Origin of the sequence: Pontibacter pamirensis (assembly GCF_010015475.1) — a bacterium.
Classification (GTDB): Bacteria; Bacteroidota; Bacteroidia; order Cytophagales; family Hymenobacteraceae; genus Pontibacter; species Pontibacter pamirensis.
Window position 1 is genome coordinate 21,031 of the sequence record NZ_SSNI01000031.1, and the last position, 15,985, is coordinate 37,015.

The window sequence follows — 15,985 nt, forward strand, 5'->3', positions numbered from 1 at the left end:
GCCAATTATGGTTCTAACCCACCCGCTGGTTTTGTACTTTAAAAAAGACAAATCAAACAACATCAAGACAAGGAGATACAGCTCATCAGCACATCGGTGTAGGTATTTCGTATAAGTTGCGTGCATCCAAGTGAAGCTGCCTACTGTTCGGATATAGGTATAGACTTTCGGTGGCAAGGCGGATAACATGCAAACTATACTATCATTCACTTTTTTGAAACGGTACTTATGAAATGGCAAGGCAGAAGAAAAAGCGGCAACATAGAAGACCGTAGAGGACAATCAGCAGGCGGCTTTGGAGGAGGCAGAGGCATCAGTCCAATGCTGCTTATACCTTTGTTCCGGCTACTTTTTTCAAAAGTGGGGCTGATTATTGTGGCGGTGCTGGTGGCGCTGATGTTCCTGACAGGAACCAACCCCATAGCGCTGCTGCAGCAGTTTGTGGGCGGCGAACCGCAATACACACAGTCAACCAATTACCAGCCAAGCCCGGAAGAGCAGGCGCTGGCTGAACAGACGGCCGTGGTGCTGGCAGATACCGAAGATGTCTGGAACAAGATGATAGAAGGGTACAGAGAACCCACCTTGGTGCTGTTTTCGGGGCAGGTAAGCTCCGCCTGTGGTTCAGCTTCCTCTGCTTCAGGACCTTTTTACTGCCCCGGCGATGAAAAACTGTACATCGATCTAAGCTTTTTTGGCGAGATGGAACGCAAGTTGGGTGCTGCAGGAGACTTTGCACAGGCCTATGTGGTTGGCCATGAGGTGGGGCACCATGTGCAGAACCTAACGGGTACCATGGAGCAGGTAAACGCCATGCGGGGCAAACTATCCGAAGTAGAATTTAACAAACTCATGGTAAAAGTAGAGCTACAGGCGGATTTCTATGCCGGTGTGTGGGCACATCATACCCAAAGATCAACAGGATTTTTGGAGCCCGGCGACCTGGAAGAAGCCCTGAATGCAGCAAGTGCCATCGGCGATGACCGTCTTCAAAAGCAATCCACAGGAAGAGTGGTGCCAGACTCCTTCACACACGGCACCTCTGCCCAAAGAGTCCGCTGGTTTAGAAAAGGCTTCGAGACAGGCGATGTGTCCCAGGGCGATACCTTCAACGCCGCCGAGTTATAGATTAACAGCTTAACAGCTATATACCAGTAGCAAAAGTAAAAGCCTCTCCGGAAATGGAGGGGCTTTTACTTTTGCATTTTAAAGGTATTGGCAAGTTCATTGCACGCCACCTCCGTGGCCTTGCCTGGTGATTAGCACAGACTCTCATCCTTCTTATCTGGGGTACTGGCGTTTGAACTTGTTAAAAAGATGTATATACCCTTTAATTATAAATCCGCCAAATTGATAAGAAAACAAGCTTTATAGATTTTCGCTATAAAGCTATAGATATTTCGAATTACAGAGGATTTGTTTACAGGTCTGTGAATAGGTATCTTTATTAAGAATCAGATGCATAATTTCAAAAAAGCATATCTATTTTTAACTTTTATCATGAAAACTATGGAACATAAGAAAGACAGACATGTAGCTCCTAACACCCCTGTGTGGGATACCAACGAGTCTAGAAGATGCCCTTTTATGGGTGGTGCTGTTAACTTTACGGCAGGTAGTGGAAGGTCTAACCGCGACTGGTGGCCAAATATGCTAAACCTTCGGATACTACATCAGCATTCTTCTAAGTCTGATCCTATGGGGGAGGAGTTTAATTATGCAGACGAGTTTAAAAACCTTGATCTGAAGGCTGTGAAGCAGGACCTTTTTAACCTGATGACGGATTCTCAGGAGTGGTGGCCTGCAGATTACGGGCACTATGGCCCGCTCTTTATCCGCATGGCCTGGCATAGTGCGGGTACCTACCGTATTGCCGACGGGCGGGGAGGAGCCAGCTCTGGCTCTCAGCGCTTTGCCCCCCTCAACAGCTGGCCGGATAATGCCAACCTGGACAAGGCACGCTTGCTGCTTTGGCCAATAAAGCAGAAGTACGGAAAGAAAATATCATGGGCCGACCTGATGATTCTGGCCGGGAACTGCGCCCTCGAATCCATGGGGCTTAAAACGTTTGGCTTTGGCGGAGGAAGAGAAGACGTCTGGGAGCCGGAGGAGGATATCTACTGGGGCTCAGAAGGAGAGTGGTTGGGAAACAAGGAGCGCCACGCAGGCGGCGTGCTAGAAAGTCCGCTGGCAGCCTCGCACATGGGGCTTATTTACGTGAACCCGGAAGGTCCGAATGGCAACCCTGATCCGATTGCGGCAGCCCACGACATCCGCGAGACCTTCGGCCGGATGGCCATGAATGACTATGAAACCGTTGCCCTGATTGCGGGCGGGCATACCTTTGGTAAAACGCACGGAGCTGGCGATCCGCGGGAATTTGTAGGCACAGAACCTGCAGGCGCCGGCATTGAGGAGATGGGACTTGGCTGGAGAAACACCTTCGGCACCGGTAACGCAGGCTATACCATCACCAGCGGCCTAGAGGGTGCCTGGACCACCACCCCTACCACGTGGAGCAATAACTTTTTCGAGAACCTGTTCGGGTTTGAGTGGGAACTTTCCAAGAGCCCGGCGGGGGCCCAACAGTGGAAGCCGAAGGGTGGGGCAGGCGAAGGTACTGTGCCAGACGCACACGACCCATCGAAAAAGCATGCGCCTTTTATGTTGACCACCGATGTTGCGCTGCGAATGGATCCAGCATATGAAAAAGTTTCTAGGCACTTCCTGGAGAATCCGGATGAGTTTGCCGATGCCTTTGCCTTGGCATGGTATAAACTGACGCACCGCGATATGGGCCCTCTTTCGCGCTACCTGGGTCCGGAAGTGCCTGCGGAAGAACTGATCTGGCAGGATCCTATACCGGCCGTCACACATGAACTGGTAAACGAGCAGGATATCAGTGCTTTAAAAAACAAAATACTGGACTCCGGGCTTTCTGTCTCTCAGCTGGTTTCTACTGCCTGGGCTTCTGCCGCTACTTATCGTGATTCTGATAAGAGGGGAGGCGCGAACGGCGGACGAATCCGCCTGGAGCCGCAGAAGAACTGGGAGGTGAATAACCCGGCTGAGCTGGAAAAGGTGCTTCAGCAATATGAAGGCATCCAGCAGGAGTTTAACAGTGCACAGGGCGATGGCAAACAAGTTTCCATGGCTGATCTGATTATACTGGGAGGTTGTGCCGGCGTTGAACAGGCAGCCAGAAATGGTGGTCAGGAGGTGAAAGTGCCGTTTACACCCGGACGTGCCGATGCTTCCCAGGAGCAAACTGATTGGGATGCTTTCGCTGTCCTTGAGCCGAACGCAGACGGGTTCCGCAACTATTACAGGAACCGGGACAATGTTTCTGCCTCAACAGAGGAGATGCTGATTGACCGGGCACAGCTGATGAGCCTTACTGCCCCTGAATTAACAGTGCTGGTAGGCGGGATGCGTGTGCTGAACACCAATTACGATCGGTCTGAGCGCGGCGTGTTCACAAATCAACCGGAAGCACTTACAAACGACTTCTTTGTAAACCTGCTAGATATGGGCACCACCTGGAAGGCGACTTCTGAAGCTGATAATGAATTTGAAGGTCGTGATCGCAGAACCGGGGAAGTGAAGTGGACCGGTAGCCGGGTCGACCTGATCTTCGGATCAAATTCAGAGCTTCGGGCTATTGCGGAAGTGTATGCCTGCTCAGATTCAAAAGAGCGATTTACAAGAGACTTCATCAAAGCCTGGGATAAGGTAATGAACCTGGACAGGTTTGACTTAAAGTAAAATCAGCAACTCTTGGGTGGCAAGGTTTCAATGATCCTATCAAGAGCTAATTAGATAGATTCAGAAACAGGAATTATCCAGGAGTATAGTTGAGGTATGAATAAGGAGAACCTCCTGCTTGAGTGGTATAACCGATGTACCATCATAAGCAGGAGGTTCTTATGTTTTTACGCTTACATAGCGGTGCGGGCGAGCCTGCTGTTTTCTCTTTAAACTGAAGGTGGAGTTGCTACCTTTGACTGGAGGCTTTTGATAGGCAGATTTATGAAAGTATTAAATTTGACTATTATCGATAGACGTATATTTGACCTCTCCTATGCCTGAGGTTCGGTAAAAGAAGTAGCCGATGAGCTGGGCATAGACCCCGGCCGGCTGAGCAAGTGTCGGTAGAAGGACAGCTTGCCAGTCCGGCCCACCGAAGGGCTGACAGACGAGCAAAGGGAGATAAAGCGGCTACAGAAGGAGTTGAAGGAGGCACGTTGGAGCGTGATACATATCCGATTCTGACGCATGTCTGCGGGTCAAAAAGCCATTAGCATCTTCTCCAGGGTGACAGGCGGTATACATTGGCTTCAGAAAGGAGCACCGCAATCAGTTTCCAGTTGAGAAGATAGAGTATTCAAGGTTAGTGTCAGTGGCTACTACCACTGGCTGCAACACCCTGTCGGCCTGCGGGAACGGAAAGAGCAGGAGCTTGTGGAGCAGATTAAATAGGTCTATGAACAGAGTAAGTGCCGCTACGGCAGTTCCAGGATTGCTGCCGAACTCAAGGAACAAGGCATCAGCGCTTCTTGTCCGCGTGTGGACCGCCTGATGCAGAAGCACCGGATACAGCGCATCGTGCGGAAGAAATACCGGCTGCAATCCACCGACTCTGACCACGTGTATGGTGAGGCAGATAACTACCTTGACAGAGGGGCGTGCAATACGCCTGCAGTGCCTTCAGAGAGCAGTTGGAGGGAATGCCGGTGCGGCAGAGCATAAGCAGGAATGGAAACTGCTGGGATAATGCAGTGGCAGAGAGTTTTTTAAGAAAATGAAGCCGGAGATGATCTACCATCAAAAGTTTGCCACCAGACAGGAGGCCCGACTGGCCGTGTTTTAATACGTAGAGGTTTCTACAACCGGAGAAGGAGACATTTAGCACTGGGCTACATGACTCCTTGCCAATATGAGAACCTGCTGTGCAACCAGGCAATGGCTGCCTGAAGTAGGTCTCATGTAAAATATTGTAATTCCACTGGACAACATACGAACTGGTGCATCTGACGTTAGATCACTCTTACTGTACTACTAGCCGGGCTTGGCGCTTTCCCGATAGACCCTGCGTCTGTACAAGGTACAGCCCTTTCTGAAGTCTTTTCCCTAAAGGTAGTTCTAGATGAAAATTCCCTCGCTCATTTGCTATGCTAGCTTCTGCGTGTATAACACGACCTGTTACATCATATATGGATGTAGTTATCGCTTCATTTGCGGTATGGCCTGACACCTCCACAAAAAGCATGTCGCCTGCGTTAGGATTTGGATAGACCTTCAGGCTTGTGTCCCCTCTAAACATTTCCTGAGCTATTATGCTTGCAGTTGCAGATGTATTTTGTTTCATTTCTATTCCTGATATTACAGCATTATCAGTGACGGAAGTAAAGAGAATGTTGAGCGTACCATCCGTGACAGAAACCCCTTCATACGTCAGCACCACTGCAATGCCAAAGCCATACTGGGCATAGAGATCTATGTTGCTGATTACCCGCTGCCCTTCAAGGTCTACATTGAATTTTCGGGCACCAGACGCCTTAAAGTAAGGCTCCACAAAATGCAGCTTTACTGTATAAGAGCCGGCTTCGCTTACCGGAATGCTATAGGTGAAGGGAGCGCCGGAGGAGGCGAAGCGGTACTTCAGGTAGAGCTGATCATTGGTAGTGCCAGCCACATCAAAAGATTTGGTAGAAGTTACACCGCTGGAATAATATGCGTCTGCCGCCCAAATTCTGCCTTCGCTGTCTGTGTGCTCTGCACCTCCTACGTTCAAGGCTAAGGTAGGCGCTGAGGGAGACTTTATCAGCTCGACACCCGATATGATGGCATTGTTTGTCACAGAGGTAAGAAGGATGTTGGCTGTACCATCCGTGACAGATATGCCATCAAAGGTCATTACCAACGCCTTGCCATACCCCTGCTGCGCCCACAGGTCGTAGTTGCTTATTACCCGCTGCCCCTCAACATCGACATGGAATTTGCGGGCGCCGGACTCTTTGAAGTAAGGCTCCACGAAGTGCAGCTTTACGGTGTAGGAGCCTGCCTCGCTTACCGGGATGTTGTAGCTGAAGGGGGCGCCGTTTTTAGCATACCTGTACTTCAGGTACAGTTGGTCATCAGTGGTGCCGGCAACATCGAAGGACTTGGAGGAGGTGACCCCGCCAGTGAAATGCGCGTCCGCTCCCCATACCCTGCCTCCACTATCTGTATATCCCGAACCTCCAGAATTCACAAGCACTGCGTTTTGAGTGCCTCTTACCGTTAACTTTACACAGAAGGCTGCGCCGGAGAAGGACGGCCCTGCTCCTGTACCCGTTGCTGTGACAGTGGCTGTATAAGTGCCTGGATCTAAACCGGTAGCATCTATGGTCACCTCTACTTCAACTGCTGATTGCACAGCGACTCCAGTAGCGTTTTTGGTAACACTAAGCCATTTCGCGTTAGAGGACAAAGTATATTGCTTTTCCTTTTCTAAGGTAAAAAGCAGGTTTTTTAGCACCAGTTTCTGATTAGACTCTACCGTTCTTGTGAAACATTCTTCTGTGAAGCCAAATTTATAAGGGATATTTCGGGTAATGCTCGATGTGTAAGCTGTTTTTTGGGTATTAGTACTATTTCCTTGACCACCATGTGAGATAATGAAGGTATTGCCAATTACTTTTGATGCTATTCCCTCATACTCATTCGGTAAGGTGTAGGCTGTAGCATCCGCCCATGAACCAAGACCTCCATTAGCTTCCGGAGTGAAAATTGTTACCCGGTCCTGATTAGCTCCGTATGTGCCTTGACCTGCCACTATGTAAATTTTGCCGTCAAGCGGAAAAGTGCTTCCTTCTATATGTGAGCGAGGAGTAGGCATATCAGTTAACTTTGTCCATGTATCTGTGATTGGGTTATACATATGGGAGTACTTTTGGTCCGACCCTCCACCGCAATCATGGCCGAACTGGCCACCTAAAGCATATATTTTACCTCCCAGTACTGTGGTGCCAAAATGGTTCCTCTTTGTTGGCATGGGGGTCAGCTTATTTTCCCATTGCGTTGTCTTCGGGCTATTCAGCCATTTATCAATATCCAACGTCAGGTGGTACTTATCCTGATCACTGTCACAGGCACTAGTCACAAAGCCTCCGAAAACATGCAACCTTCGCCCCACCAATGCTGCCCCGCCTCCAGCCCATAGTAAAGGCTTTCCGTTGGCAGGGTCTATTAATTGTGGACCGGAATGCCAGCTGTTATTTGTAATGTCATAAATCCATATTTCACTTGTCAAGGGACCAGGATTCGTTCCTACTCTACCGCCGATATGCCATACTTTATCATCAATCAGCACAACTCCCTGGTGCGTAACAGTTTTTCCTGCGGGCATAGAAGCCAAAAGTGTCCATTTGCCCTGTACAGGATCATATACCTCACTCGAACTTTCTACCTCGGGGAAAGTGCCAAAGCCCATAAAAGTGTAAAGTTTTTCTTTGTATATGACACTTGTTACCTCAGATCTCTTCTTGAAGGCATCTTGCTTACGTGTCCACTGCGCATGGGCAAAATCTGGCGACAGAAGTAACAGGCAAAGCAGCAATAGGCTGCAGAAGTTAGCTAAGCCTGAAATTGGCTTCTGATGCAGAATAGTAGTTATTTCTTTCATAGTTATTAAGGAAAAACTTCTAATATTATACTATTTTAAAAGAATTCTGTTTTAAAATAAAACAGAAAGGGGCTTAAATATATGAAAGTCAGGTGCTGTCGGCTGCCGAAGGATTATAACTTGGAGTAGTAGAGTGGTTCAGTGCTACATAATTCTAGTATATTGATGGGTTGCGCGTTGTTCTTTTAATATGAATTAGGTTAATGTGTATAGAGAAGTGCGATAAAGCCTTTTGATAGTGAGTGCTCTTTCAGGTTCTTTCCGAAAGTGAAGGCGTACGCTATGCAATGTATACTTGAAGCACTTATTAAAAGCTACATATGTATGATTACACCACATTTGGCAGCCGTCTCAAGAGCCTCCGTAAGCATATGAAGCTTAGCGGGAAAGACCTTGACACTATATTTGGGATGTTAAGAACTCAGATGTCTGGTATTGAGCGTGATAAGACGAAGCCCACTGTAAAAAGGTTGTTAAAGCTTTCGGCAGTTTTCCCTAACTGGATCTTCACTGGCTTCTGACAGGCAGGGGAGAAATGCTGATCAAATAACTGTACATTTGATTGCTGAGTAATCACAGCACAAGCCGCACCATAACATTACTAGCGTGAGCGGCTTGTTTTTCTGTAACACAAGGAAACATCCTGTACCTGTTGTCGCTGACTTATTTTGCCAGTACGATACGCTTATATAACTCAAATGATTGTTACAAAAGTGGGGGAAAATAATAAACTTAGTTTTGAACTGCCATTTGGTTAATGAAAATCATGGCTATAACTATTAATCCTAAGCAGTACCTGATAGGCTCTTGAGTTCCTGATACTCTTCCTCGCCCATTAATTCCCGCACATACGCCTCTAGTACCGGTTCGCGCTTCTTCTTCATGAACCTGATGAAGCCATGTTCTAAACAGCACCCTGCAAACCCTTGTGCGGCCATTACTTTGGCTATAGCCGGATGTAGCGTTTGGAGCCACTCCTCGTAATCCTGCTCACTGGGTGGAATGTGTCCGAATTCCTGATCATACCTGGCGGCGGCATTGCTGTAGCTGTACATCAGTTCATGAAGGCGCCTGGCCTCAGGCGCTGATTTGGTAAAGCAGGTTTCCTGCTCCTGGTTGCGGTACTCCAGCGGGTGTTTGACCTTTATCATGTACTAAGAACAAAGGGGGAGAAAAGATTTGAGTTAGTTTTAAAGTTAAATTAAGTTATTGGTTGCAGTGGTTCACCTTCAGAAGCTTTCTTGCCTGCTAGATTAATTAACATCATTACCTGCATTGGTTAAATGGGGGTAATCGCTTGTCAGTAACTTCTGTCATAGCCTTGCACTCAGTATAGTCCTCAGCCCTCATCAGTTCGCGTACATAGTTGACAAGCCCTAGATCTCGCTTCTCATTTGCGGACCTTGTGAAGCTAAGTACATGCAGGCACTATTCAAAACCTTCATCAACCATAACACTGGCAATATCTGGCGTCAGCTCCTCTAACCATTCTTCATAGTCTTGGCGCATTGACCGCTGCTCTGTGGCTCCCTGATAATAGCGACAGACAGCGTTGCCGTAGCTAAAGAAAAGCTTGTGAAAGCGTTTTTCATCAGCTGAAAACTGCCTGACAAGTATTTCCTATGCTATATTACAGGATGGTTTTGGATGTTTAACTATAATCAAGCAGTTGAATTAAAAGAATAACAAATGAAGAATTAAGTTTATTGACCTCATGCTTATAATAAATGGTTTCTGTTTCTCAAGGAAGTCTGATAACGCTCTATACTCCTGATATTCCTCATCGTCCATCAGCCTGGAGTACTTTAGCCATCTGACCTGTACTAGCTTTACTCTATCACATAAAACTACCCCATGCTCATTTAAAAAACTGCTGTTACCGCCATTGGAGCCGTTCGCTCACTTGTATTTAAAGGGTGAATATAGCAAAAACATGTATACAAAACGCATGCAGTGTTGCAAAAGGAAAAGAAATTGCTGCTACCTGGCAGACAGCTGATAGAAACACAGTCTCTCCAAGCCCGTACACTTGTATACTATCATCATTTATAACCAAAAGCTAACGAGATGAAGACAAATTTCACAATCACCTTTCTTGCTGCCGCCGGTCTTTTGGCCAGCTGTAACGAGGTAAGGGAAGACAACGTGGACGGCGCAGGCGAGGTGCGCGAGATTGCAACAGAAGACACTGCCGTAATGTACGATGACGGAAACCTGGCGGGAGGCGTGCTGGAAACGGAAGAGGAGGCGTTTAAGGAGGTTGACTTCGGCGCGCCTGCAGTGGTGGAGCCGGCCCTGCAAGCGGCCGAGATAGAGGTACGCGGCGCCGAGGGCTACAGGATCTATTCCGTTGGCGAGGACATCATGTTTGACCTGGACGAGGCGGAGATTAGACCGAGCGGAGAGGAGAAACTGCAGGAAATTGCAAGGACCCTGAAGGAGAATAACACGGAGGGCATGATTCGGGTGTACGGTTTCACGGACTCTTTGGCAGGTGAGGCCTACAACAGGCAGTTGGCCAGGGAACGGGCCCGGGCTGTAGAGGACTGGCTACGGCGGAACAGCGGGCTGGACACAGCCCGCATGCGGCTGGTGCCGGTTGGGGAGCACATGTACGAGGCCACCAACGAGACGGCGCGCGGCAGGCAGCAAAACCGCCGCGTGGAAATTGTGGTAGTAGAGCAGTTACCCCTTTAAGGGATTATTAAGCCAAGACCGAATACATGTCGGCAGAGGCAGTTAATACACCCTCAGGAGGAGTACTTCATAAATAAAAATGAGACTCGGTTTGGGTCTCATTTTTATCTATGAAAAAACGTAATAATATTTTTAACGGAGCCTCCGCTTTAGGTTCTGCCCAAGTCAATGCATAGCATGGGGGAGCGCCTTAGATAAAAGGTAACAAGGTTATCTGACGCCATGCCAGTATAAAAACCTTTTCCTGCAAGGAACAATGAATTCTTGAAAAATCCCTCCAGAAATTTTTGCAATTCCAATGCTCTACCTGTTAGTTATCACCAAAGGATTTTGGGCTTTGCCAGTTTATGATCAAAAGAGAAATGACGTAGCAAACACCTCCCAGCACAAAAGCCAGGTAGTTACTTTTCTGCACCTCGGGCAGTTCCTTTTCAAACACAGTAAGCAAGCTTGTCCCGGCCAAAAAGGACTGTGAAATAGCCGGTATTGCGTCAGAAAAAGACCCGAAAGCACCCACTCCCCAACCAATCAAAGCAGCCATTACAAGTATCCAGCGCCCTTTGTTGTTATAGAACTCCTTTTGTTTCGTGTACAGGTTGTTGTCGTTGAGGATAAACTGTAGCACCATGGCAATAACAAACATAAGCAGAGCCGACAGCCCCGTTTCCATTTTAGCCAGCAAAAGAAAGCCTATGATGCAGTTTAGTATGGCAAACGTAAGTGTGGGCAGCCAGAAAACTTTAAAATGAACATCTGGCCTTTGCTCACGCTCCTCCAGGGCTTTCTGTGCTACTTGTTCCGTCCAGTAGAAAAAGCAAAGGCTAACAAACAAAATGAGGTAGACAGGATGCGGCAGGTAAGAGAAAAAGCCCCTGCTATCTACCTTCTCCATAAGAATTTCTTCCCCCTTACCCAAACCCGGGAGCAGAACCAATATGACAAAAGCAACTAAAAAGCCGCCGGAGAAGGATAGGAGAGGGTTTCTGGGTATTCCATCGAAGACACGAAAGATGCCAGATAAAATATGGATGCAAGCCAGCACCGCTACTGCTGCAAGTGATATGATGATACTGGTGTCATTCATATGAGGAACTGATAGTGGATTTTGTTCTTAGTTAAGGTGCCTGAGAAGAATGGGTAAGGCACTACTAAAAAAACTGCTTATGGCTCTCTATAGAAAAGCGAAACGGCCCGGATTATTTTCTGGCCGATGAAACCGCTGCCCAGAGCGCCAGTAAGGGTGCCCAGCGTACTCACCACCACCGCGATCTTCAACAGTTCATGCCAGCCCACCTGAAAACCGAAGTCTGTGAACCAGTGCTTTATGAAGTCAGCCGGGAAAAGCCAAAGTTCCAGGATAAGTATAGCCAACGTGATGATGATGAACAGCCCGATCACCATGAAGAACATGGTCAGGAACATGCCAATGTTCACGATCGCCACATTAGAAGTGATCACGCGTTTCTCCCGGTGTGGGAACAGCAACTCCTGTGAGAAGGGGATATAACAGGTAGCACTTAGGATGGCCGCCGCCGCCGACCAGACGTAGGCGGGGGCCAGGTTAATGCCGGCCCACCAGAATTCATCTGTAAAAAACATCAGAAAAGCCGGGGCCAGGGCAGCAGTGGTTACTTTCGTGAGGGTAAAGGGCAGCAGGATAGCTTTGCTTCGCCAGGCCAGCGCAAGCACCTTCCGCGGATTTTTGGCGGCAGCCTTCAGGTGTAACACCAGGTGGTGCAGGTTTCCTTTAGTAGGCACCTCCCGAACGTGCAGTTCTTTGGCCGCCTTTGCCAGGGCAGCCCGCTCATCTGGTGAGTAACCCGGAATACGGTTACGCTCCTCTCTGAACTCGAAGGGTGCCATGATGCCCTCTTTGCAATGTTCCAGACCCATCAGGTGCCCCATCAGGTGCAGGAACAGAGCGGCGGCGTTCCAGCGCACAGCAGGGGAGTCAAGGGAAAGCACCGGCTCACCGAATGGTGCATAAGCAGCTTCTTGGTGGAGATAACAATCACCTGCGCTTCGGGGCGCCGCAAGGCCAGGTACCATGAGCTGGCTTTCAGACACTATACCCGTATCAGTAATAACCAGCACAACATCGCTTGGAGTCTAAACCATGCGCAGAAGCGATTCGCGCATAAAGTCGTCTGCCCTTCGGGTGTCTGTGTTATCCAGGTGCAATGCCTCACCCAAATGATAATGATAAGGTACACTGAGTGCCTGCTCCAGTTCAGGAAGAGCGTCCTGTCTGAGCTGCCCCGCAAAAGCCTCCAATGCTTCCTTGTCCCCTGTTGGAGTGTAAGCTGCCAAGGCATATATCCTGATGCCCTCCGTGTTGTTCTTCTCTGATTCTACCATAGGACATTCTACTCACATCATAAGGTAGAGGTTTAACTTCTACTTTACCTGTCTCTCAGCTTGGCTAATAGCAGGAACCGCTCTTTTCATCAGTTCACCGCCGAGTTGCATTCAATTGTTTTATAGCAGGGTTAGGTCTCTGCGTTTATTATCCGGCTATATGCTGGTAATATCCTCTGTATGTATACCTCGTATAGCAGATTTTAGAATTTGTACTTAAAAAACACTCCCCGATGAAAAACAGCGAAGAGGATGAGCACAAGGATAATAAAGATAGCAATGGCAAACACAGCAGCTCTATGGGCATGCGCGGTGTGACAAGGCCAATGGCTGAGAAGGAGCTGCGGCAGCACAACAAGAAGATGCACAAAGACGGCCAGGAAAAACAGGACCAGCACAAAAGGGGGGATTACCAGCACGAAAGTCATCAGCACGAGAAAGGAGAGGGCAAAAGCATGAAGATGTCTGATGAGATGCGGGAGAAAATGCTGCACATGCACCACATGCAAACCCTGTGGGTGTACTGGATGATAATTATCCTAGGCGCATGGGTGCTGCTCTCGCCCCTCACCTTCGACTATAGCATCGGAACCGTGGAGCCGTCGGGCGGCAGAAGCGTGTGGCTCTCGCTGGACCAGCGCATCGCCTTCATGAAGTGGAGCGACATCATCAGCGGCGGGCTGCTCATCTTCTTCGGGTGGCGCGGCCTTACGCCCAACCGCCCCGTCAGCCTGTGGGTCTGCTGCTTTATAGGTATCTGGCTCACTATGGCGCCCATTATCTTCTGGTCTCCCACGGCAGTCGCTTACCTTAACGACACCATGGTGGGTGCGCTCATCATCGGGCTCACCATCCTCATACCGGGCATGCCCAACATGATAATGTACATGAAGATGGGGCCTGACACGCCTCCGGGCTGGAGCTACAACCCCTCCAGCTGGCCGCAGCGCTGGATTATGATGGTGCTCGGTTTCGTCGGATGGCTCGTGTCGCGCTACCTGACGGCTTTCCAGCTGGGCTACATCGACTCCGTGTGGGACCCGTTCTTCGGGCAGCAGAGCGAGCAGGTGCTCAACTCGGCCATGTCGCACTCGCTGCCCATCTCAGACGCGGGTCTGGGTGCCATGGCCTACACCTTTGAGTTTCTGATGGGCTGGATGGGAGCCCCCACCCGCTGGCGCACGATGCCCTGGATGGTGGCCGTGTTCGGTATTCTAGTTATCCCGCTGGGGCTGGTGCACATCTTCCTGGTCATCAGCCAACCAGTTATAGTGGGCGCTTGGTGTACTTTCTGCATTTTGGCTGCGGCCATCATGATACCCATGATTCCGCTGGAGGTAGATGAGGTGGTTGCCATGGGGCAGTTCATGAAAAGGAAGGTGAACCAGGGGAAGAGCTTCTGGAAGGTGTTCTGGAAAGGCGGCAATATCGAAAGCGATTCAAAAGACGAGGCACCTGAGATGATGAAGTTCCCGCAAAAGCCGGGGCCGGTGTACAGCGCCTCCATCTGGGGAGTGAGCTTCCCGTGGACACTGAGTGTGGCGACACTTTTGGGCATGGCTTTGGTGGCGGCGCCCGGCATATTCGGTGTGGGCATACAGGAAACGGTGGCCGATGTTTTCCACCTGAGCGGCTCGCTCATTGTGGTGGTGTCCGTGATTAGTATGGGAGAGCCACTGCGCATCTGCCGCTATCTGAACATACTGCTGGGGCTAATAGTAGCTGTTGCCCCCTGGTTTTTGAGCAACAGCCCAATGGGTTTAAGTATAACAGGCGTGGTCCTGGGACTGGCAGTAGCGGCACTTGCTTTGCCGTTGGGTCCTAAAACACAAAATTATGCAGGCTGGGATGAGTATATCAAATAAGATGACAAAGGATGAAAAGCTTCTAAACGATGAGCAGATAGAGCAGCAGGTACGAAAGATCATGTATGATAACATGATTGAGGGCCACAAGAGGGACTATACGTACCATTACACCAGGCCTTCGCCTGAGACCTATCCCTTTCAGTACTTCTGGGACACCTGCTTTCACGTGTGCACGCTCACAGCGCTGGGCGAGTATGAAATGGCCAAAAAGCACATCAAAAGCTTATTTCTACTGCAGGACGAGGACGGGTTTGTAGGCCACATTCTTTACTGGAAGCACCCATTCCCGACACGCATTACCGATGTTTTTCAGCTAAGGCCCCGGTACCTGCTTCGGCTCCCCCCTCACATGTCGGCGCTGGTGCAACCGCCGCTCGTTGCCGAGGCAGTACAGCGGATTTACAAACACACACAAGATCTGGCCTTCGTGAGGAAGATGCTGCCCAAGCTGAAAGCCTATTTTGACTGGCTTCACCGCAACCGTGATTTTGAGGGGGAAGGACTGTTGTCTATCATCTCTCCCTACGAATCGGGCATGGACTGGAAAGCCAGCTTTGACCCGGTACTTGGCTTTAAAAGAGGCAAGGGCGACTGGCGGCTCTTCTCAAAAGTAACGTGGTTGGAGGTGGGTAATTTCAGGAAGGGATACAATTTGAAGCGCCTCTACAAGCAGGATAAGTTTATTGTAAAGGATGTTGCCTTCAACACCATTTATGCCCAAAACCTGCAGGCTCTCTCGGAGCTTTGCAAAGCATCCGGTGACGGGGAGGCAGACAAATACCAAGGACGCTCAGAACAGTGCTGCAAGAGCATTCTGAAGTACATGTACCACGAAGAAGATGCCGCCTTCTATGATCTGGCCGGCCATGAAATGAAGCAACTGCGTGTTTGTACGGCTACTATATTTTTCCCGATCGCGCTGCCCAGCATCCCGCACCATATTAGCGAAGCTGTACTGCAGCGCCACCTACTGCACAAAGACGGTTTCAGCGTTCCCTTTACTATTCCCTCGCTTTCTGTTCGGGAGCCGGCATTTGACCCCGGGGAGTCTCTTTACATCTGGCGCGGCCCCACCTGGGTAGTGTTCAACTGGTTTATGCAGGACTTCCTGCTGAAGAAGGGGTACCGGCAGGAGGCACAGGCACTGCTGCTGAGCGTGAAGCGGCTGATTAGCAAAAGCGGCTTCAGGGAGTACTACAATCCCTTTACAGGGGAGGGGAACGGAGCCAAGGACTTCACCTGGTCCGGATTAGTAGTGGACATGATTAACAGGCAGCAGGAAGAGGATAAAAAGGCTAAGGAGTAAGGGGCATACAGCACTTGCCCAAAAGAGCTTCCTTCACTTTCCCCTCATGTAGTTGTTAAGGAACAGCGGTGAAAGCAGTACTACAGGTTT

At 49.4% G+C, this 15,985-nt stretch carries 14 protein-coding genes; 9 read left to right on the forward strand and 5 right to left on the reverse strand.

Annotated features, from left to right (window positions below):
- Nucleotides 1–228 precede the first annotated feature (228 nt).
- The 5 genes from ypfJ (at nt 229) to E1919_RS28130 (ending at nt 4,974) form a co-directional block, all read left to right on the forward strand.
- Nucleotides 229–1,128 carry a KPN_02809 family neutral zinc metallopeptidase gene (gene ypfJ, locus E1919_RS20210; protein WP_162055239.1) on the forward strand — a complete coding sequence of 300 codons (900 nt, stop codon included), beginning with the start codon at nt 229–231 and terminating at the stop codon, nt 1,126–1,128.
- A gap of 381 nt (nt 1,129–1,509) precedes the next feature.
- Nucleotides 1,510–3,765: a catalase/peroxidase HPI gene (gene katG / locus E1919_RS20215; protein WP_162055240.1), complete on the forward strand. Its 2,256-nt coding sequence runs from the start codon at nt 1,510–1,512 to the stop codon at nt 3,763–3,765.
- 753 nt (nt 3,766–4,518) lie between these two features.
- Nucleotides 4,519–4,749 carry a hypothetical protein gene (locus E1919_RS28120; protein WP_162055277.1) on the forward strand — a complete coding sequence of 77 codons (231 nt, stop codon included), beginning with the start codon at nt 4,519–4,521 and terminating at the stop codon, nt 4,747–4,749.
- A 52-nt stretch (nt 4,750–4,801) separates the two neighbouring features.
- Nucleotides 4,802–4,870, forward strand: a complete 69-nt coding sequence (locus tag E1919_RS28125; protein WP_162055278.1) for a hypothetical protein — start codon at nt 4,802–4,804, stop codon at nt 4,868–4,870.
- The gene (locus tag E1919_RS28130) at nt 4,870–4,974 is read left to right on the forward strand and encodes an IS3 family transposase (RefSeq protein WP_394351797.1); all 105 of its coding nucleotides are present in this window, start codon (nt 4,870–4,872) and stop codon (nt 4,972–4,974) included. The genes E1919_RS28125 and E1919_RS28130 overlap by 1 nt, the downstream gene beginning before the upstream one ends.
- A 73-nt stretch (nt 4,975–5,047) precedes the next feature.
- Here the strand turns inward: E1919_RS28130 and E1919_RS20230 are convergent, their stop codons facing one another.
- Nucleotides 5,048–7,666 (reverse strand): malectin domain-containing carbohydrate-binding protein, encoded by a 2,619-nt coding sequence (locus E1919_RS20230; RefSeq protein WP_162055241.1) that lies wholly within the window; start codon nt 7,664–7,666, stop codon nt 5,048–5,050.
- 320 nt (nt 7,667–7,986) lie between these two features.
- Here E1919_RS20230 and E1919_RS28135 point away from each other — a divergent pair, with 320 nt between their 5' ends.
- Nucleotides 7,987–8,187: a helix-turn-helix domain-containing protein gene (locus tag E1919_RS28135; RefSeq protein WP_162055242.1), complete on the forward strand. Its 201-nt coding sequence runs from the start codon at nt 7,987–7,989 to the stop codon at nt 8,185–8,187.
- Between the two features lie 264 nt (nt 8,188–8,451).
- Here E1919_RS28135 and E1919_RS20240 read toward each other — a convergent pair whose 3' ends face one another.
- On the reverse strand, nt 8,452–8,817 hold the full coding sequence (locus E1919_RS20240; RefSeq protein WP_162055243.1) for a hypothetical protein: 366 nt from the start codon (nt 8,815–8,817) through the stop codon (nt 8,452–8,454).
- Nucleotides 8,818–9,733: 916 nt separating this feature from the next.
- Here E1919_RS20240 and E1919_RS20245 point away from each other — a divergent pair.
- Nucleotides 9,734–10,363: an OmpA family protein gene (locus E1919_RS20245; RefSeq protein WP_162055244.1), complete on the forward strand. Its 630-nt coding sequence runs from the start codon at nt 9,734–9,736 to the stop codon at nt 10,361–10,363.
- A gap of 310 nt (nt 10,364–10,673) precedes the next feature.
- Here E1919_RS20245 and E1919_RS20250 read toward each other — a convergent pair whose 3' ends face one another.
- From E1919_RS20250 to E1919_RS20260, 3 genes are all read right to left on the reverse strand, one after another.
- Nucleotides 10,674–11,447 (reverse strand): hypothetical protein, encoded by a 774-nt coding sequence (locus tag E1919_RS20250; RefSeq protein WP_162055245.1) that lies wholly within the window; start codon nt 11,445–11,447, stop codon nt 10,674–10,676.
- Nucleotides 11,448–11,524: 77 nt separating this feature from the next.
- The gene (locus tag E1919_RS20255) at nt 11,525–12,457 is read right to left on the reverse strand and encodes a hypothetical protein (protein WP_162055246.1); all 933 of its coding nucleotides are present in this window, start codon (nt 12,455–12,457) and stop codon (nt 11,525–11,527) included.
- A gap of 15 nt (nt 12,458–12,472) precedes the next feature.
- Nucleotides 12,473–12,721 (reverse strand): hypothetical protein, encoded by a 249-nt coding sequence (locus tag E1919_RS20260; RefSeq protein ID WP_162055247.1) that lies wholly within the window; start codon nt 12,719–12,721, stop codon nt 12,473–12,475.
- 233 nt (nt 12,722–12,954) lie between these two features.
- Between E1919_RS20260 and E1919_RS20265 the strand changes: the two genes are divergently transcribed.
- The gene (locus E1919_RS20265) at nt 12,955–14,586 is read left to right on the forward strand and encodes a vitamin K epoxide reductase family protein (RefSeq protein ID WP_162055248.1); all 1,632 of its coding nucleotides are present in this window, start codon (nt 12,955–12,957) and stop codon (nt 14,584–14,586) included.
- A complete protein-coding gene (locus tag E1919_RS20270; protein WP_237144699.1) occupies nt 14,570–15,895 on the forward strand; it encodes an amylo-alpha-1,6-glucosidase in 1,326 nt (441 codons plus the stop codon). The genes E1919_RS20265 and E1919_RS20270 overlap by 17 nt, the downstream gene beginning before the upstream one ends.
- Nucleotides 15,896–15,985: the final 90 nt, after the last annotated feature.